Here is an 18655-nt window from a genome sequence, read left to right as displayed (position 1 = left end):
AAAAAATCAGATGTCGAGATTGTCGGCAAAAGCCGCGCGTTCCTGAATGAACCGGAAGCGTGCTTCCGGCTTTGTCCCCATCAGGTTGTCGACGGCCTCGCGCGTGCCTTCGAAATCGACGTCGTCGATGGCGATGCGCAAAAGCGTGCGCTTGCCGGGGTCCATCGTGGTTTCCTTCAGCTGCGCCGGCATCATTTCGCCGAGGCCTTTGAAGCGACCGATTTCGACCTTCTTGCCCTTGAACATGGTTTCCATCAACTCCGCCCGGTGGGCGTCATCGCGTGCGTAGGCGCTCTTGGCGCCCTGGCGAATGACGTAGAGCGGCGGCACGGCCAGATAGAGGTGATTGCCGCGGATCAGCTCCGGCATTTCCTGATAGAAGAACGTGATCAGCAGCGAAGCGATATGCGCGCCGTCGACATCGGCATCGGTCATGATGACGATACGCTCATAGCGCAGGTCCTCGTCGCGGTATTTCGTCCGCGTGCCGCAGCCGAGCGCCTGGATCAGGTCGGAAATCTGCTGGTTGGCCGACAACTTGTCACGGCTGGCCGAACCGACATTGAGGATTTTGCCGCGCAGCGGCAGGATCGCCTGGTTCTTGCGGTTACGCGCCTGTTTGGCCGATCCGCCAGCCGAGTCGCCCTCGACGATGAACAGTTCGGCACCTTCGGCGGTGTTCTGCGAGCAGTCGGCCAGCTTGCCGGGCAGGCGCAGCTTGCGCACTGCCGTCTTGCGGTTGACTTCCTTTTCCTTGCGGCGGCGCATGCGCTCTTCGGAGCGCTCGATCACCCATTCGAGCAGCTTTGCCGCTTCGTTGGGATTGCCGGCAAGGTAGTGGTCGAAGGGGTCACGCAGCGTGTTTTCGACGAGGCGCTGGGCCTCGACGGTCGCCAGCTTGTCCTTGGTCTGACCGACGAATTCCGGCTCGCGGATGAACACGGACAGCATGCCGACGGCGGAAATCATCACATCGTCGGTGGTGATGTCCTTGGCACGTTTGTTCTGAGTCAGGTCGGCGTAGTTCTTCAGGCCCTTGGTCAGCGCGATGCGCAGACCGGCCTCGTGCGTTCCACCTTCCTGCGTCGGAATGGTGTTGCAATAGGAGTGTACCTGCGGATCACCACCATACCAGGTGATCGCCCATTCCATCGCGCCGTGACCGCCGGTCTTTTCCGTGCGACCGGAAAAAATGTCGCGGGTAACGGTAAATTCCTTGCCGAGCGTCGCGGCCAGATAATCCTTCAGACCACCCGGAAAATGGAAGACGGCCTTTTCGGGGATCTCGCCACCTTCCGGAACGACGCCGGGATCGCAGCTCCAGCGGATTTCGACGCCGCCGAACAGATAGGCTTTCGAGCGCGCCATACGAAAGATGCGGCCGCCATCGAATTTGGCGCGATCGCCAAAGATCTGCGGATCAGGATGGAAACGCACGCGGGTGCCGCGACGGTTATGCACATCGCCGAGTTCCTGCAGTCCGCCCTGCGGCACGCCGCGGGAAAAGACCTGCTTATAGAGCTTGCGGTTACGGGCAACCTCGACTTCGAGAACGTCCGACAAGGCATTGACGACCGAGACGCCGACGCCGTGCAGACCGCCCGAGGTCTCATAGGCATCGCCGTCGAACTTGCCGCCGGCATGCAGCTTGGTCATGATCACTTCGAGCGTCGACTTGCCAGGAACCTGCGGGTGGTTTTCCACCGGGATACCGCGTCCGTTATCGCTGACGGTCAAGAAACCTTCGGCATCGAGATGCACTTCGATGAAATTGGCGTGGCCGGCCACCGCTTCGTCCATCGAGTTGTCGATGACTTCGGCGAAGAGGTGATGCAGCGCCTTTTCGTCGGTACCGCCGATATACATGCCGGGCCGCATGCGCACCGGTTCCAGACCTTCCAGAACGCGGATCGACGACGCGCCGTATTCCTCGCCACTCGATGTGGTGGGAGCACGCGGCTCGGTCTTTTCGCGCACGGGCGCCGGAGCTGGTTCTGCTGCCGCGGGCTTGGGTTGCGCGGGCATGCTGGCGAAGAGGTCGTTGTCATCCATAGGCGGCGTCGTTACACCCTGTCTGCGTGAGAGCCAAATTTTTTCGCGATAATGCGATGTGAGGCCGTCCCGTTTGCGTGACGTTTCGAATCACCCGCAATTCTGCCAGAAAGCAGGGCTTTTCGCGATGCCGTACGCAACGGTCATAAAAGCGGCCTTTGGCGAAGTGATGCTTTGCCGGTCGTTCGAAGGCAAGATTGAAAGGGTCACAGTCACCATGAAACGCCGCATGTCCACAGCTCTTTTGTCGCGTGTCACGCTGGTTCTGGCCGTTTCTTTGGGAGGTATCGCGCCGGTATCGGCAGCTGAAGGACCGCTGAAGCCGTTCAAGGACGAGCTGTTTTCGAAGCAGACGGTGCTTGAGACCAAAGATGGCGGCGCTTTCAAGGCCATCGATTACCAGGAAATGCGCGATATCAACGGTCGCGATTCCGAACCGGAACGACGGGTGAAATCGCAATATGTGTCGCTCGGCGTGCGTCGTGCCCAGGAAAACGAAACGCTCACCCTTGGCAGCCGCAGTCTCGATGTGACGCGCGTCGGCAAAAGCGAAGGTGCTGCCTTCACCGTGATTTTCATTCACGGTCGGGGAGGGGATCGCCGCCTCGGCGTCAACGATTACTCGTTTGGCGGCAATTTCAACCGGCTGAAAAACCTCGCCGTCGAAAACGGCGGCACCTATTATTCGCCGAGCGTGCGCTCGTTCGATGACAAGGGCGTGGCCGATATCGCCGCGCTGATCCGCTATGCTTCTGAAAAATCCGGCAGCCGGCCGGTGATCCTTACCTGCGCTTCTATGGGTGGTTTCATCTGCGCCGGCATCACGCGGGACAAGGCAGCCGTTGCGAACCTCGCCGGCATGGCCGTTCTCGGCGGCCCGCCGGATCCGGATTTTCCGGCATCGGCGGCAGCGAAGGCGCGTATCCCGGTATTCTTCACCCATGGCAGCGTCGACAAGGTCTACAAGGCCGAGGACCAGATGGGCATCTACCGGGCACTGCTGGCCAAAAACTATCCGACCCGCTTCACCCTGTTCGCCACCGGCGGCCACGGTACGCCGGTCCGCATGAGCGACTGGCGCGAGATCCTGAACTTTCTGCTTGTTAACGCGAAAAAATGATCAGTGTTAACCACTGTTCTGAACCGTTTTCACGTTTTTGAATACCAATTTGCCGCTGAACTGTCTAAGTACGTCTTGTCCGTCTGGCGTGAGCATTTTTGTGCCGGCGGATGATACGGAACAGGGATGAGGACAGAGCTTACATGACGCCAGACATACGCCCGCTGATCGCCGGAAACTGGAAGATGAACGGCACCCGCGCCGAACTCGATCAGATCAAGGCCATTGCGGATGGTGTGAAGACGCCGCTTTCGGAAAAGGTCGAAACCCTTCTCTGCCCGCCGATCACCCTGCTTTATGTAGCGACCGCGCTCTGCGACGACAGTCCGCTGCTGATCGGCGCACAGGATTGCCACCAGAAGGTTTCGGGCGCCCATACCGGCGATATTTCCGCCGACATGATCGCCGACTGCTTTGGTACCCATGTCATCGTCGGCCATTCAGAGCGCCGTGGCGACCATGCAGAGACCGACCATCTGGTGCGCGCCAAGGCCGAAGCTGCCCATGAGGCGGATCTGGTTGCCATCATCTGCATCGGCGAAACGCTGGATGAACGCGACGCCTACCAGACGCTCGATGTTCTGAAACGTCAGATTTTCAATTCCATCCCGGCCGGCGCGACGGCCGAAAACACCGTTATCGCCTATGAGCCCGTCTGGGCGATCGGCACCGGCCTGACGCCGACCAAAAGCGATATCGAAGTGGCGCATGCCTTCATGCGCGCCGAACTGATGGAGCGCATGGGCGAAGAAGGCCGCGGCGTACGTATTCTCTATGGCGGTTCGGTGAAGCCGGGCAATGCCGGAGAAATCATGGCAATCGACAATGTCGATGGTGTTTTGGTGGGTGGTGCGAGCTTGAAAGCGGACGACTTTCTTGCCATCTACGCCGCATGTGAACCGCTCGTGGCGGAAACAGCCTGAGGTAAAGCGCGTAAAACGTGCTGCAAGGGCTTTTAAAGCGCGCGCGCCTCGGCTAAAGAGCCGCAAAGATTTGACTGGGCCTCGGCATCCGGGGCGGACTGGATTATTATGCAGACCGTATTGATCGTCATCCATCTCCTGATCGTGCTCGCGCTTGTCGGCGTCGTGCTGATCCAGCGTTCCGAAGGCGGCGGCCTTGGTATCGGCGGCGGCTCCGGCTTCATGTCGGCACGCGGCACGGCCAATGCGCTGACCCGCACCACCGCGATCCTGGCGACGCTGTTCTTCATCACCTCGCTTGGGCTGGGTATTCTGGCTCGTTACGAATCGCGTCCGACCGATATTCTCGATCGCATTCCGGAAGCGCAGCGCGGTACGGGCGGTGGCATTCTCAACTCGCTCGGCCCGGCACCGGCGACCCCGCCGGCAAGCAATGGCGTACCGTCCGATGCCGCTCCGGCCAATGGTGGCGCCAGCGCCCCGGCGGCTGGAAACGCCACGCCGGCACCGGCTCCGGCCGATCCGTCGGCTGTCCCGACCGGTCAGTAATACCGGTCGAAAGTTTGAACCTCCGGCAGGCCAAAAGCCTGCCGGTTTTGTTTTGTGCAGATTCTCGCCGCCGCTTTTCAACAGAAGAACGGACATTAGGGGCTGGCGGAATCAATCGTTAAAAGGTAACCGGTGACTCCCATGGCGCGATATGTATTCATCACAGGCGGCGTGGTTTCTTCCCTCGGGAAGGGAATTGCGGCCGCGGCCCTCGGAGCTTTGCTTCAGGCGAGGGGTTACCGGGTTCGGCTTCGCAAGCTCGATCCTTATCTCAACGTTGATCCGGGCACTATGAGCCCGACCCAGCACGGCGAGGTCTTCGTGACCGACGACGGCGCTGAGACGGATCTCGATCTCGGTCACTACGAGCGGTTCACGGGCCGTTCGGCGACCAAGACCGACAACATCACCACCGGCCGGATCTACAAGAACATCATCGACAAGGAACGTCGCGGCGATTACCTCGGCGCAACCGTTCAGGTCATTCCGCACGTGACGAACGAGATCAAGGATTTCGTCACCGAGGGCAATGACGACTACGATTTCGTTCTGTGCGAAGTCGGCGGCACGGTCGGCGATATCGAGGCAATGCCGTTCATGGAAGCGATCCGCCAGGTCAAGAACGACCTGCCGCGCGGAACGGCGATCTATCTGCATCTGACGCTGATGCCGTATATTGCAGCGGCGGGCGAATTGAAGACCAAGCCGACCCAGCATTCCGTCAAGGAACTGCAGGCGCTCGGCATCCACCCCGACATCCTGCTCGTCCGTGCCGATCGCGAGATCCCGGAAGCCGAACGCCGCAAGCTGTCGCTGTTCTGCAACGTCCGTCCGTCGGCGGTCATTCAGGCGCTCGACGTTGCCAATATCTATGACGTTCCGGTCGCCTATCACAAGGAAGGCCTCGACAACGAGGTTCTGGCAGCCTTCGGCATCGAGCCGGCGCCCGCGCCGCGTCTGGATGCCTGGGAAAATGTATCCAGCCGTATCAAGCAGCCGGAAGGCGAAGTGACGATTGCCATCGTCGGCAAGTATACGGGCCTCAAGGACGCCTACAAGTCGCTGATCGAAGCCCTGCATCACGGCGGCATCGCCAATCAGGTCAAGGTCAAGCTCGAGTGGATCGAGTCGGAAGTTTTCGAAAAGGAAGACCCGGCGCCATACCTCGAAAAGGTCAACGGCATTCTCGTGCCGGGCGGCTTTGGCGAGCGCGGTTCGGAAGGCAAGATCAAGGCGGCGCAGTTCGCCCGTGAGCGCAACGTACCTTATTTCGGTATCTGCTTCGGCATGCAGATGGCGGTCGTCGAAGCGGCGCGTAACCTTGCAGGTATCGAAAACGCATCCTCGACCGAGTTCGGCCCGACCAGCGAGCCAGTCGTCGGCCTGATGACGGAATGGGTGAAGGGCAATGCGCTTGAAAAGCGCGCGGCAGCCGGCGATCTCGGCGGCACGATGCGCCTCGGCGCTTACGCTGCGAGCCTGAAGAAGGACACGCGGATTGCCGAGATCTACGGATCGACCGACATTTCCGAGCGTCACCGCCACCGTTACGAAGTCAATGTCGACTACAAGGACAAGCTGGAAAGCTGCGGCCTGGTATTCTCCGGCATGTCGCCGGACGGCGTTCTGCCGGAGACGGTGGAATACCCGGATCACCCGTGGTTCATCGGCGTTCAGTACCACCCGGAACTGAAGAGCCGTCCGCTCGATCCGCATCCGCTGTTCAAGAGCTTCATTGAAGCGGCTCTGGAACAGAACCGGCTTGTGTAAAACAGTTCAAGACCCGGCCTCGGCCGGGTCTTTTGTTATGTGCGCGCAGACATTGCCGCATTTTCGTCGCTGATGGTTGTTAGCAATGCCAGCATGGCGCCGTTGAGCGGCGTGGCAACGCCGTGACGCTGTCCGGCCTCGACGACGGCGCCGTTCAGCGCCTCGATTTCAAGCGGACGTCCGGCAAGGCAGTCGAAATACATCGAGGTGCCTGCTTCCGGTGGATAACCGAGAAACGTCTCCAGGATTGCCTCAGCCTCATCCTCACGCAACTGCGCGCCCTCGGCTCGACCAACCGCGACGGCCTCGCGCAGAATGCCAAGCGAGAGATCCTGTATGTCCGTGCGCTGGAAGACACCGAGCCTTTGACGTGTGAGAGCCGTGATCGGGTTGGCGATGACGTTGACGAGCAGTTTTCGCCATTGATAGGTGATGAATTCGGCGCTCTGGCCGACATCGATCGGCGTGCCTTCGAACAGGGCTACAAAGGCATCGGCTTGCGGCACGGCGGGAACCAGCAGGTCGTGCCCGCGGATATGGCGGAGCCGCACATGGTCCGGTGCCAACCGCTCGCCGTTGTAATAGACAATCGCCGGCAGCACCGTGGCAGCATTCACATGAGGACCAACGCGCTGCTCATGCGCAATGCCATTCTGCAGCACGGCGACTGTCGTCTGCGGTGTGCAGAGGCGTTCGAGCCATGGAGCGGCAGCTGCAACGTCTTGCGCCTTGGTGCAGAGGACCACCCAATCCACCGGTTCGGCAAGGCGCGGGTCGGTCAGCGTCGTCAGTGGTATATGCGCACGTTCCTCGTTGTGGTCGAACGTCAGCGCATCGATCTGCCTGCGGGCACAGGCGATGACATGGTTATCCGGTGACAGGCTCAGGCAGGCCGCGGCGACACCACCGATCCCGCCAAGTCCGACGACTGCAATTGTTCGCTTCGCCATGCCTGCTCCTCCGTTCTGGAAGAAACAGCGTAATCGCAGAAGACCTTCGTTGAAACGTCAATCCTGCCACATGCGGTACGGGTTCAGCCTCTAAGGCCCTTATACGCCGCCAGCGCCCGGTCGCGCGCCAAACCGTGGTTGACGATTGGCCTGGGATACTGCTTTCCAAGCTCGACGCCGGCATCGGCCAGAACATGGTCCGGTGCATCGAAGGGCTTGTGAATGTATTTTTTCGGCAGCTTTTCCAGTTCCGGCACCCAGCGACGCACATAATCGCCATCGGGATCGAATTTTTCACCCTGCAGAATCGGGTTGAAGATGCGGAAGAAGGGGGAGGCATCGGCGCCCGAGCCGGCCACCCATTGCCAGTTGGCGGTGTTGCTGGCGGGATCGGCATCGAGCAGCGTATCGCGGAACCATTCCTCGCCGCGCCGCCAGTCGATCAGCAGGTCCTTGATCAGGAAGGATGCCGTGATCATCCGCACGCGGTTGTGCATGTAACCGGTCTGCCAGAGCTCGCGCATGCCGGCATCGACGATCGGGTAACCGGTCATCCCCTTGGTCCAGGCGGCAAAATCCCTGGCATCGAACTCCCATTCGAACGCATCGAACTTGTCGTCCCAGTTCTTGGTGCGCAGCTCGGGAAACTCGACCAGCAGATTGTAGCAGAAATCCCGCCAGGCCAGTTCCTTGCGGAAATGCACGAGATCGTCCTTGTGGCGTGCGGCAAGCCCGTTGGTGGCATGCCAGATGCGGGCCGGAGAGATTTCGCCGAGCGCCAGATGCGGCGACAGTCGTGATGTCGATTCAGTGCCCGGAAAATCGCGACCGTGTTTGTAGTCGTGCAGATCGGCATCGATCAGGTCTTCGAGCTTTTCCTGCGCGCCGTCCTCGCCGGGTGTCCAGAATTCTGGAAAGCCAGCGGCCCAGTTCGGTCTGGTCGGCAGCAGGTTCCAGCCATCGAGCGATTCCGAACGGGGATGGGTGTCAGGTGCGGCAATGGCGTCCGGTGCGTCGGTTGGCTCGCCCGGCTCGCCGAGCTTCTGCATGGCGTTCCAGAATGGCGTGTAAACCTTGAAAGCATTGCCCGAGCCGGTGCGGATGGTTTTCGGATCGTGCAGCAACTGGCCATGAAAAGCGCGGATGCCGATGCCGGCTTCCTTCAGCGCAATGGCGATATCGCGATCCACCGATGTGCGTTCATAGGCGCGGTTGACGAAGACCAGATCGGCGCCGGAGGTGCGGGCGATATCCTGCAGCACCTCTTCGGCGGCACCCGAGCGCAGTGTCAGATCATTGCCATGGGATTTGAGGTTTTCCCGCAGATTGACCAGCGAGTGATGCAGCCACCAGGCCTGTGCACCACCCAGCGGACCGATGTCCGGCATTTCCGGTTCGCGGATATAGACGCAAATGACCGGACGGCCGGTTTCGACGGCGGCGTGCAGTGCGTGATTGTCATCGAGCCGCAGATCGCGGCGGAACCAGAAGATGACCGGCGTCTTTTTGTCTTCAGCCACACGGGCCTCCTTGGATTGGATTACCGGGGACTAACGCGCGAGCCCGGCAAAGGCTCAACGCCAAAAGATCAGGGACGCAGTAACAGGACGGAGCAGGGGCTGCCGGCCGGCAGTTCCGGCGCATACGGCAGCCGCAACACGAGGCAGTCGGAATGGGCAAGGATCTTCATCATCGAGGAATCCTGCTTGCCATAGGCATCTGCCACCAGCTTGCCCGCATCATTGCGGATAAGCTTTGCGCGCAAAAAATCCTGCCGCAAATCATTTGCCGCAAGCGTTCGCGCTGTAATGGCTTCCGCCTCGCGGTTGCGCTCCGGCAGATGTGCCAGCTTTCGCAGTGTCGGCTCGAGAAACAGCAGGCTGCAGACGAGGCTTGCGACAGGATTGCCGGGCAGGCCGAGCACCTGCATGCCACCCAGTGTGCCGACCATCAGCGGTTTTCCGGGGCGCATGGCGATACGCCAGAAGTCCAGTTCCATGCCGGCGGATTTCAGCACGCCCTGCACGAGGTCATGATCACCGACCGAAGCGCCGCCAATCGTCACCAGCACGTCGGCACCGGCGTCACGCGCGGCCGAGATCGCCTTTCCGATGAGTGCGGCGTCATCGGGCACGATGCCGAGATCGAGCACCTCGCAGCCATTGTCACGCGCCAGCGCGGCAACCCCAAACGTGTTGGAGGCGACGATCTGCGCCGGTCCCGGTGTCGTGCCGGGCTGCACCAGTTCGTCACCGGTCGCGAGGATCGCGACCAGCGGCTTGCGATAGACCGGAAGTTCGGCGTTGTTGGTGGCGGCAGCCAGTGTCAGCGTTGTGAAATCCAGCCGCGTGCCTGCTGTAATGACCGCCTCGCCCTCGGCAAAATCCTGCCCGCGTGGGCGGATATGGCGGCCGGCAGTGACGGCAAAGGTCGTGCGGATGCGGTTGCCGTCGAGTTTCTCGGCATCTTCCTGAATGAGGATCGTATCGGCACCTTCCGGCACCGGCGCGCCGGTAAAGATGCGGACTGTTTCGCCTGTGCCGATTCGGCCATCAAAGGCATGACCGGCGGCGGCACTGCCGATCACCGTCAGTTCGCTGCCGATCTCCGGCGCGTCAACGGCCCGTAGCGCGTAACCGTCCATGGCCGAAGCATCGAAGGGCGGCTGGGTGAGGTGGGCGACGACATCTCGGGCCAGAATACGGCCATCTGCCTGCGCAAGCGGCACCATCTCGATCCGGACAACCGGCGTGGTGAGCGCCGAAAAACGCGCCTTTGCCTCGGATACGGGCAGCAGAGCCGGTTTCATGGTGCCTCGCGTTGCCAGTCGCCGGATTTGCCGCCGCTCTTGGTCAGAAGTTTTATGCCGCCGATTTCCATGCCCTTGTCGGCGGCCTTGGCCATGTCATAGATCGTCAGGCAGGCAACCGACACGGCGGTCAGTGCTTCCATCTCGACGCCAGTCTTTCCCGAAAGTTTTGCTGTGGCGGTGACGCGCAGGCCGGGCAGGGCGTCATCTTCCTCGATTTCGACCGAAACCTTGGTCAGCATCAGCGGATGGCAGAGCGGGATGAGATCCGACGTTTTCTTGGCGGCCATGATGCCTGCCAGACGCGCCGTGCCGATCACGTCGCCCTTCTTGGCGTTACCCTCGCGGATCAGCGCCAGGGTTTCCGGCAGCATGCGCACAAAACCCTCGGCCGTCGCAATGCGGGTCGTCTCCGCCTTGTCGCCGACATCGACCATATGGGCTTCACCGGCGGCATCGATATGGGTGAGTTTTCGGTCGCTCTCGGTCATCTCTGGGCGGCCGCAGTAACAGCATCGCCTTTCAGCAGCAGCCGTGTGGCGGCGGTCACGTCGTCCTTGCGCATCAGGCTTTCGCCGACGAGGAAGGTCGAAATGTTCGAGTTCTGCAGGCGCAGGCAATCCTCATGCGTGAAGATGCCGCTTTCACCGACCAGCAGACGATCGCCCGATACCATCGAGGCCAGACGCTCGCTGACATCGAGGTTGACCTCGAATGTGCGAAGGTTGCGGTTGTTGACGCCGATCATCGGAGACGCAAGTTTCAGCGCCCGCTCCATCTCGGCCTCGTCATGCACCTCGATCAGAACATCCATGCCGAGCAAAAAGGCGGTGTCCTCAAGCGCGCGGGCTTCGTCGTCGGAGAGCGACGCCATGATGATCAGGATGCAATCGCCGCCCCAGGCGCGCGCCTCATGCACCTGATAGGGCTCGAACAGAAAATCCTTGCGCAAAGCCGGCAGCGCGCAGGCATCGCGGGCAGCCCCCAGAAACTCGGGCGCACCCTGAAAGCTCGGGCCATCGGTCAGCACGGAGAGGCAGGCGGCACCACCGGCTTCATAAGCCTTGGCCAGTGCCGGCGGATAGAAATCCGGGCGGATCAGGCCTTTCGAGGGGCTGGCCTTCTTGATTTCGGCGATCAGGCCAAATTCGCCGGCATCACGCTTCGCGATAAGTGCCTTGTAGAAACCGCGCGGAGCGGAAACGTCCCTGGCCATCGCCTTCAAGTCTTCGAGCGAGGTTTTTGCCTTGGCAGCAGCGATTTCCTCGCGCTTGTAGGCTTCGATCTTGCGCAGGATGTCGGTCATGCGCCGGTTCCTTCCTTGTCGGTATTCTCGTTGGAAACGGCAATCAGGCGGTCGAGCACGGCCGTGGCCTTGCCGCTGTCGAGCGATTCGGAGGCGACTGCCATGCCGTCCATGACATTGTCCGCCTTGCCGGCGATAACGAGTGCCGCGGCTGCATTGCAGAGCGCGATGTCGCGATAGGCATTGCGGGCGCCGGCGAGAACATCGCGCAGGGCAGCCGCGTTGACCACACCATCGCCACCCTTGAGGTCATCGATGACGGCGCGTGAAACACCAAAATCTTCCGGTGTCAGCTCGAAGCTGCGGATCGAACCATTTTCCAGCGCCACGACCTGCGTCGTGCCCGTGGTGGTGATTTCGTCCATGCCGTCGCCATAAACGACCCAGACCCGTTCCGAGCCGAGATCGCGCAGCACTTCAGCAATCGGCAGCAGCCATTGCGGGGCAAACACGCCGAGCAACTGACGTTTGGCACCGGCCGGATTGGATAGCGGACCCAGCAGGTTGAAGATCGTCCGGGTGCCGAGTTCGACGCGGCTGGCGGTGACATGCCGCATGGCGGCATGGTGCTTTTGCGCGAACATGAAGCCGATGCCGGCTTCCGAAATGCAGCGGCCGATCAGGTCCGGCCCGATGTCGAGATTGACGCCAAGCGTGCTCAGCGCATCCGCCGTGCCGGATTTCGAACTCTGGGCGCGGTTGCCGTGTTTGGCAACTGGAACGCCGGCCCCTGCCGTTATGATCGAGGCAAGCGTCGAGATGTTGTAGGTGCCGATGCCGTCACCACCGGTCCCGACGATGTCGACGGCGTCGGACGGTGCCGAAACCGGCACCATCTTGGCCCGCATGGTCGAAACGGCGCCGGCAATCTCGTCGACGGTTTCGCCGCGCACCCGCAGCGCCATCAGAAAACCGCCGATCTGCGATGGCGTGGCTTCGCCCGACATCAGGATGTTGAAGGCTTCCAGGGCTTCCGGCCGGCTCAGGCTCTCGCCGTTGGCAACCTTGGCGATGAACGGTTTCAGAACCGGCATGTCATCTCTCCTCGGTCCACGTTCAACGCATCGTTGCCAGAGCCTGCTCGGCGGCAGTCTGGTTGATCTGCACGCCAAAATCCTGTTGCAGGCGGGTCACCATCTGGTCGAGCATATCGTCACCAGCGGCACGGGCCATCTGCTGCACCTGCTGATCGTCGGCGCCACCGCCGGAGGCCGGCTGGTGTTCGACGCTGGTAACCTTCATCAGAAGGCGGCTTTCATTGTCGGCGGCAAGCGCGCTGGCGGTCGAATCGACCGGGCCGGCAAAGGCGGCCTGCACGGTCGGCTGGCCGAAGACGGCATCGGTGCTGGCGCGGCGCAGGCCCTGCTTGTTCTCGACGGTGATGCCGATCTCGCTGGCGATCGTTGCAAGCGGCTCGCCGCTGTCGATACGCTTCTTGTATTCGTCGGCCTTGGCGGCAAGCGCAGCCTTCTGCTGTTCGCTGGTCCAGTCGGCCACAGCCTTTTCGCGCACTTCCGCCAGCGGGCGATCACGCTCGGCAATCACGTCATCGACGTTGAACCATACGTAACCGGTATTGCCTAGATTGACCGGCAGGGTGTCCGCACCGATTTCCGCGCGAAAAGCTTCCGGCAGGAAATTGTCGGACTGGGGCAGGGTGGCAACGCGGTTGCCGCTTTCGTCATTGCCGCTCTGGTCAATGGTGACTGTCGCGGTCTTGAGTTTCAGCTCGTTAGCGGCTTCCTGCAGGGTGGCGCCGGTGCCGCGCAGGTCGTCGAAACGGTCATGCGTTGCGGTGAGGCTGCGCGAGGCGGCCGACAGCGCCAACTGGCCACGGATCTCTTCCTTGACCTCGTCAAAGGTCTTGGTGGTGGCCGGCTTGACGTTGCTGACGCGCAGGATGACAGCGCCAAACGTGCCCTGAATGGCCGGGCTGGTGCCGCCGGTGACCGGCAGCGCAAAGGCGGCAGCGCCAACCTTCGGGTCCGGCACCTGTTCCTTGGTGAACTCGCCGAGCAGAACGTCGCCTTCAGTCTTGCCCTGATCCTTCACCAGCTGGTCGAAGGTGACGGCACGCGAGGCAAGCTGGCCGGCGGCCGCATCGGCCATTTCCTTGGATGGGAAGGTCAGCTGTTCGATCGAGCGGGTTTCCGGCGTGCCGAATGAGTCCTTGCGGCGGTCGTAATCGGCCTGCACCTGTTCATCGGTAATCGAGGTCGGGTCGGCCACGTCGGACGGCTGCAGCGTCACATAGGTGACCTTGCGGTATTCCGGAGCGCGGTAACGCGCCTTTGCGCCTTCGAACCATGCGGCCAGAACGTCGTCTGCCGGCGCCTTGACCGGCGGAATGTTGGCATAGGAAAGGATCAGGTAATCGACCGCACGTGCCTCGTCGGCATACTGGCGCAGCGCATCGACCATGACGGCCGGCGGCGTGAACCCATCCGAAACGGCGTCGACGATCTGGCTGCGGACAGCGATCTTCTTGCGCTCCTTGATATATTCGTTCTCGTCGAGGCCGGCAGCCTGCAGACGCGAAGAAAACATCTGGCGGTCGAACTGGCCGTTGCTGTTCTTGAAGGCCGGGTCGTCGGCAACAAGAAGGGCGAGGCGGTCGTCCGACAGGCCGAGGCGCATGTCCGAAGCCAGCTGATCGAGTGCGGCGCCGGCTGCGAGCTGGCTGAATACCTGCTGGTCTATGCCGAAGGCGCGAGCCTGCTCCGCCGTCAGATGCGTGCCGAACTGGCGGCTGAGCTGCGACAGCTGGCGCTGCATGGCGAGGCGATATTCCTGCGGCGTGACGCTCTGGTCGCCCACCGTCATCACCGAGTTGCCGCCGGCCGGCGCCATGATAGAGGCCGAAACACCCCAGATGCCAAATGACACGCCGAGCAGCATAAGAAGCGCTTTGGCAACCCAGGAGCGGGAGGCTGTTCTGAGGGAATCGAGCATGGACTACATCACCTTGCGAATATTGTGCGCCGCCCTTTGAAGCCGGCCAGCGTCATTGAGAGATTGTCTCTAGAACAAACCGCTGCGGAAATGAAGGGATTGCGTGCAAAAGCGATGCACAGGTGTGTTATGCGGCCGAGCCATTCGATGCATCACTGTCTGAACTGCCTTTTCGAGCCCGAAAAACCGCTTCCGTGACCAGCGAGAACGGCAGGCCGATCGCCAGCGGAATCAGGAAATAGATCACCCGGAACGCCACCAGCGCGCCGATCGAAGCCTGATCGCCCATCACATGGCGCACGGTGACTTCCAGCACGCCAAGCCCGCCCGGCGCATGGGTGATGAGGATCGCGACATTGGCGAGCACGAAGGCGGTTGCCGCCTTCAGGTAACTGACGTCTGCCGAAGCCGCCATCACCTCGCGCAGACAGGCGGACACAAGCGCGAAATTGATCGTGCCGACGACGATCTGCATGACGGCGATGCGCCATGTCGGCATGCCAAACGTCCATTTCCAGATCTTCAGTGGTGCCCGAACTGTTGCAGCCAGGACGACATAGAGCAGGGATGCCAGCAACAGGCCGATGCCGATCGCCACCACCATGGTCTCGCTGAGGCGCAGCACGCCCGCCGTATCTGCCGGGTTGAGGATCATCACCACGCCGCCCAGAACTGCGAGCCCCAGCCCGACTGTGACGCCGGACAGAAGCACGATCTTTGCAACGGCCTCGGCATCCAGTCCCCAATGAGCGTAATAACGATAACGGATGGCGCCGCTGCTTAAGCCCGCCAGACCGACGCTCTGGCCGATCGACAGCGCCAGGAAGGAGGCAAGGGCGATTTTCGGGTAGCCGAGGCGGCCGCCGACATAAAGTACGCCGGCCCAGTCGAAAAATGTCAGAAACAGATAGGAACCGGCGGCATAAATCAGCGCCATTGCCAGATTGGCTGTCGGAATGGCCTGCACGGACTGGACGATGTCGGCAAGACTATACTGGCTGAGACCGGCATAAAGCAGATAACCGGCAAGGCCAAAGCCGACAATAATCATGGCCCATGCGAGAACCTGTTTTCCGCTCACGCTGCCACCTCCGTGGTCCGGCAAATGCGACTTGATTCGCACGGGCACGGCTCTCGATGGCGATGTGAAACTGGGGCAGTTGAAGCGATAAGCCGGGCGAAAAAGGTCGCCATATATATTTCTCCAGGAAGGAGACCGCTCAACGGCGGTTTGCCGTTTTTGTTCCATGATTGGGGCGTAGTTCGCCAGACGGGAGTGATGCCTGGAGAGATGCCACGAACGATGCCGGGAAATGTGCATCGTTCAGCGTGCGTTAATCAGAATATGTGCATCTTATCAAAATATCGCAGGGTTTCCGGTTTTCGAAACCGCGACTGGAACAGGACGTGTGCAATGAACAAGACAATTCGCGTCGCAATCATTCTGGCCCTTTCGGCCGGCAGCATTCTGGCGCAGACCGCGCCTGCCAGCGCCCAGTGGCGCGATGATGGTCCGCGCCGCTGGGATGACCGCCGTGGCCCGCCGCCACCACCGCCACGTCGCCATCGTGACAATACCGGCCGCATCATTGCCGGCGGTGTCGCGGCAGGCGTCATCGGCGGCCTGATCGGCGGCGCACTCGCCAACGGCAACAATGGCGGTCCGCGTTACATCGAGGAAGCCCCGCCGCCGCCACGTTGCTGGTATGAAGATCGCCGCGTCGGCAACGCCTATGACGGCGGCTGGCATATGGAAAGCGTGCGCGTCTGCAACTGAGTGCATGTTACTGTAAATATTGAACGCAGCCGGCTTTGTCAGCCGGCTGTTTTCGTTTGTGCTTCATGGAAATGGCGAGTGCCCCAGAGCGTCACCGTGCTCTACGCGGCTGACACTATCAAGATATCAGCACGCCGACGTGACAACTTGTGAAACCTTTGGCTTCATCCGCCGTTGAAGCCGCCATGGATAAATCAGAGCTCAAGCCGCACCAGGCAGACGTCATCGATCCCCATGCTTCTGGAAAGGAGCATCCGAGGGAAGAGCAGGGGGAGGCCGAGCTACCACCTCCGCCGGATATCAGCGAGACCGATACCGGCATGACGCCGGAAGACATTGAGCGCGCCCGCAGAAAATACCTGCTCCGCCGCTTCTGGATCAGTGCGCGCGGGTATTGGAGCCGTCGCGGCGACGGCATTGCCTGGCCCTTCTCGTTGGGTTTGTTGGCTTTGATCTGCATAAATGTCGGTTTTCAATACGGTATCAACGTCTGGAACCGTGGCCTGTTCGACGCCATCGAACAGCGTGACGCGCCGACAGTCTACTATCTCGGTGCATTGTTCCCGCCACTGGTTCTGGGAAGTGTCGGCATTGTCACATCCCAGGTTTATGTACGGATGTTGATCCAACGTCGCTGGCGCTCCTGGCTGACGAAATCGACGATTGCGCGCTGGCTTGCCAATGGCCGCTATTACCAGTTGAACCTGATCGACGGTGATCACCAGAATCCGGAGGCACGCCTCTCGGAAGACATGCGGATCGCCACAGAGGCCCCGGTTGATTTCGTTGCGGGCGTTGTCGCAGCCTTCCTGTCCGCATCAACTTTCATCGCCGTATTGTGGACGATAGGTGGAGCGCTTACGGTTTCGTTTGGTGGCTCCGAAATCACCATTCCGGGTTTCCTTGTTGTGGCCGCGGTCCTCTATGCGGTCATCACCTCGACGTCCATCGCGTTTATCGGACGCAGGTTCGTGCAGGTGTCGGAAGTGAAGAACCAGCTTGAGGCGGAGTTTCGATACACGCTGACGCGCGTGCGTGAAAACGGTGAAAGCATCGCGCTTCTCGGTGGGGAGGAGGAGGAGCGCAATGATCTCGACAGGAGATTTGGCGCGGTGCGCCAGCAATGGCGAAAGCTGGCCAGCCAGTACATGCGCACGACACTCGTTTCGCACACGTCCCTGCTGGTTGCGCCTATTGTCCCTGTCCTGCTTTGCGTGCCGAAATTTCTCGATGGCAGCATGTCGCTGGGGCAGGTGATGCAGGCGGCATCCGCCTTCACGATCGTGCAGGGGGCTTTCGGATGGCTGGTCGACAACTATCCGCGTCTGGCGGACTGGAACGCTTGCGCCCGCCGCGTCGCGTCTTTGATGATGTCACTCGACGGACTTGAGCGGGCAGAACAAAGTGACACGCTTGGGCGCATTGCCCGCGGAAACACCGAGGGCGAAACAATGCTCACGCTGCGTGACCTCTCGGTCAAGCTTGGCGATGGCACTGCCGTCGTCAAGGAAACGCATGTCGAGATCGAGCCCGGTGAACGCGTTCTCGTTGCCGGCGAGTCCGGTTCGGGAAAGAGCACGCTGGTGCGGGCGATCGCAGGACTGTGGCCATGGGGCAGTGGCAGTGTCAATTTCCACCCCGAGAGCCGATTGTTCATGCTGCCGCAAAAGCCATACATTCCAACCGGCACACTTCGTCGTGCGGTATCCTATCCACAGTCGGCGGATGTCTGGAGTTTCGAAGATATCGCCGCCGCCCTTGAGAAAGTGGGCTTGGGTCACCTCGTGGACAAGATCGAAGACGATGCGCCGTGGGATCAGACATTGTCCGGCGGCGAGAAGCAGCGGCTCACATTCGCGCGGCTTCTGCTGCACAATCCCGACATTATCGTCATGGATGAAGCGACTGCCGCACTCGACGAAAAGAGCCAGGACCGCATGATGGAGATCGTTACCGAGGAACTGCCCAAGGCAACGATCGTCAGCGTGGCCCACCGTCCAGAACTGGAAGCATTCCACAGCCGCAAGATTACCCTGGAGCGCCGTGACGGTGGCGCGCGGCTGGTCAGCGATGTCGATCTTGTCCCTTACAAAAGCCGATCGCGCTCGCTGCTGCAACGGGTGGTCAAGCGCACGCCATGGCCGAGGGCGGGTTCAACCTCGAAATGACGGCTATGGCATCAGTCAGCAGATGGTGGAGGCGCCGACGATCGGCGAGGTGATCTGCGTATAGCATCGGGACATGCCAAAATCTCCAAAGTGAAGCCATTGAAATTACTGGCATGTCGCACTTGGAAATAGAATGTGCCCGTGTGAATTCATGCTGAAGTGCGACTTGCGGGCCTGATCAAGCTAACCGGCATAGCGCATCTGGGCGAGCAGTTTCTTGCGAAAGACCTCTGCCGGCGTTCGATAGCCGAGGCATTTGCGTGGCGTTCCGTTTAGTCT

The 18655-nt window shown here is 61.0% G+C and carries 15 protein-coding genes; 6 read left to right on the top strand and 9 right to left on the bottom strand.

Annotation, left to right across the window (positions count from 1 at the left end; genetic code table 11):
- Nucleotides 1-6 precede the first annotated feature (6 nt).
- Nucleotides 7-2052 (bottom strand): DNA topoisomerase IV subunit B, encoded by a 2046-nt coding sequence (parE, locus tag AAIH70_RS27730; protein WP_132273646.1) that lies wholly within the window; start codon nt 2050-2052, stop codon nt 7-9.
- Between the two features lie 229 nt (nt 2053-2281).
- Between parE and AAIH70_RS27725 the strand changes: the two genes are divergently transcribed.
- From AAIH70_RS27725 to AAIH70_RS27710, 4 genes are all read left to right on the top strand, one after another.
- The gene (locus AAIH70_RS27725; RefSeq protein ID WP_132273647.1) at nt 2282-3172 is read left to right on the top strand and encodes an alpha/beta hydrolase family protein; all 891 of its coding nucleotides are present in this window, start codon (nt 2282-2284) and stop codon (nt 3170-3172) included.
- A 143-nt stretch (nt 3173-3315) separates the two neighbouring features.
- A complete protein-coding gene (gene tpiA, locus AAIH70_RS27720; protein ID WP_430037151.1) occupies nt 3316-4095 on the top strand; it encodes a triose-phosphate isomerase in 780 nt (259 codons plus the stop codon).
- 108 nt (nt 4096-4203) lie between these two features.
- Nucleotides 4204-4644, top strand: coding sequence for a preprotein translocase subunit SecG (gene secG / locus AAIH70_RS27715; RefSeq protein ID WP_132273649.1), 441 nt, complete (start codon nt 4204-4206; stop codon nt 4642-4644).
- A 141-nt stretch (nt 4645-4785) separates the two neighbouring features.
- Nucleotides 4786-6414, top strand: a complete 1629-nt coding sequence (locus tag AAIH70_RS27710) for a CTP synthase (RefSeq protein WP_132273650.1) — start codon at nt 4786-4788, stop codon at nt 6412-6414.
- A gap of 35 nt (nt 6415-6449) precedes the next feature.
- On the opposite strand, the gene AAIH70_RS27705 is transcribed toward AAIH70_RS27710, so the two are convergent.
- The 8 genes from AAIH70_RS27705 to AAIH70_RS27670 form a co-directional block, all read right to left on the bottom strand.
- Entirely contained in the window at nt 6450-7364 is a 915-nt protein-coding gene (locus AAIH70_RS27705; protein ID WP_132273651.1) for a 2-dehydropantoate 2-reductase, read from the bottom strand.
- Between the two features lie 83 nt (nt 7365-7447).
- Nucleotides 7448-8884, bottom strand: coding sequence for a cryptochrome/photolyase family protein (locus AAIH70_RS27700; protein WP_132273652.1), 1437 nt, complete (start codon nt 8882-8884; stop codon nt 7448-7450).
- 68 nt (nt 8885-8952) lie between these two features.
- Nucleotides 8953-10173 carry a molybdopterin molybdotransferase MoeA gene (locus AAIH70_RS27695; RefSeq protein ID WP_132273653.1) on the bottom strand — a complete coding sequence of 407 codons (1221 nt, stop codon included), beginning with the start codon at nt 10171-10173 and terminating at the stop codon, nt 8953-8955.
- The gene (gene moaC / locus AAIH70_RS27690) at nt 10170-10664 is read right to left on the bottom strand and encodes a cyclic pyranopterin monophosphate synthase MoaC (RefSeq protein WP_132273654.1); all 495 of its coding nucleotides are present in this window, start codon (nt 10662-10664) and stop codon (nt 10170-10172) included. Before moaC ends, AAIH70_RS27695 begins: the two co-directional genes overlap by 4 nt.
- Entirely contained in the window at nt 10661-11479 is an 819-nt protein-coding gene (gene trpC, locus AAIH70_RS27685) for an indole-3-glycerol phosphate synthase TrpC (protein WP_132273655.1), read from the bottom strand. The genes moaC and trpC overlap by 4 nt, the downstream gene beginning before the upstream one ends.
- A complete protein-coding gene (trpD, locus tag AAIH70_RS27680) occupies nt 11476-12513 on the bottom strand; it encodes an anthranilate phosphoribosyltransferase (protein WP_132273656.1) in 1038 nt (345 codons plus the stop codon). Before trpD ends, trpC begins: the two co-directional genes overlap by 4 nt.
- Before the next feature lie 22 nt (nt 12514-12535).
- Nucleotides 12536-14431, bottom strand: coding sequence for a peptidylprolyl isomerase (locus tag AAIH70_RS27675; RefSeq protein ID WP_132273657.1), 1896 nt, complete (start codon nt 14429-14431; stop codon nt 12536-12538).
- Between the two features lie 127 nt (nt 14432-14558).
- Nucleotides 14559-15512: a lysylphosphatidylglycerol synthase transmembrane domain-containing protein gene (locus AAIH70_RS27670; RefSeq protein ID WP_430037142.1), complete on the bottom strand. Its 954-nt coding sequence runs from the start codon at nt 15510-15512 to the stop codon at nt 14559-14561.
- A gap of 333 nt (nt 15513-15845) precedes the next feature.
- Between AAIH70_RS27670 and AAIH70_RS27665 the strand changes: the two genes are divergently transcribed.
- Together AAIH70_RS27665 and AAIH70_RS27660 are read left to right on the top strand one after the other, a co-directional pair.
- Complete coding sequence (locus AAIH70_RS27665) at nt 15846-16208, top strand: hypothetical protein (protein ID WP_132273658.1); 363 nt, start codon at nt 15846-15848, stop codon at nt 16206-16208.
- A 185-nt stretch (nt 16209-16393) separates the two neighbouring features.
- On the top strand, nt 16394-18376 hold the full coding sequence (locus tag AAIH70_RS27660) for an ABC transporter ATP-binding protein/permease (protein ID WP_132273659.1): 1983 nt from the start codon (nt 16394-16396) through the stop codon (nt 18374-18376).
- The last annotated feature ends 279 nt before the right edge of the window (nt 18377-18655 follow it).

The sequence above is a fragment of the Neorhizobium sp. BT27B genome (assembly GCF_050455485.1).
Classification (GTDB): domain Bacteria; phylum Pseudomonadota; class Alphaproteobacteria; order Rhizobiales; family Rhizobiaceae; genus Neorhizobium.
The sequence above is the reverse complement of the archived record's forward strand: the minus strand, read 5'-3'. Positions and strand labels throughout refer to the sequence as shown.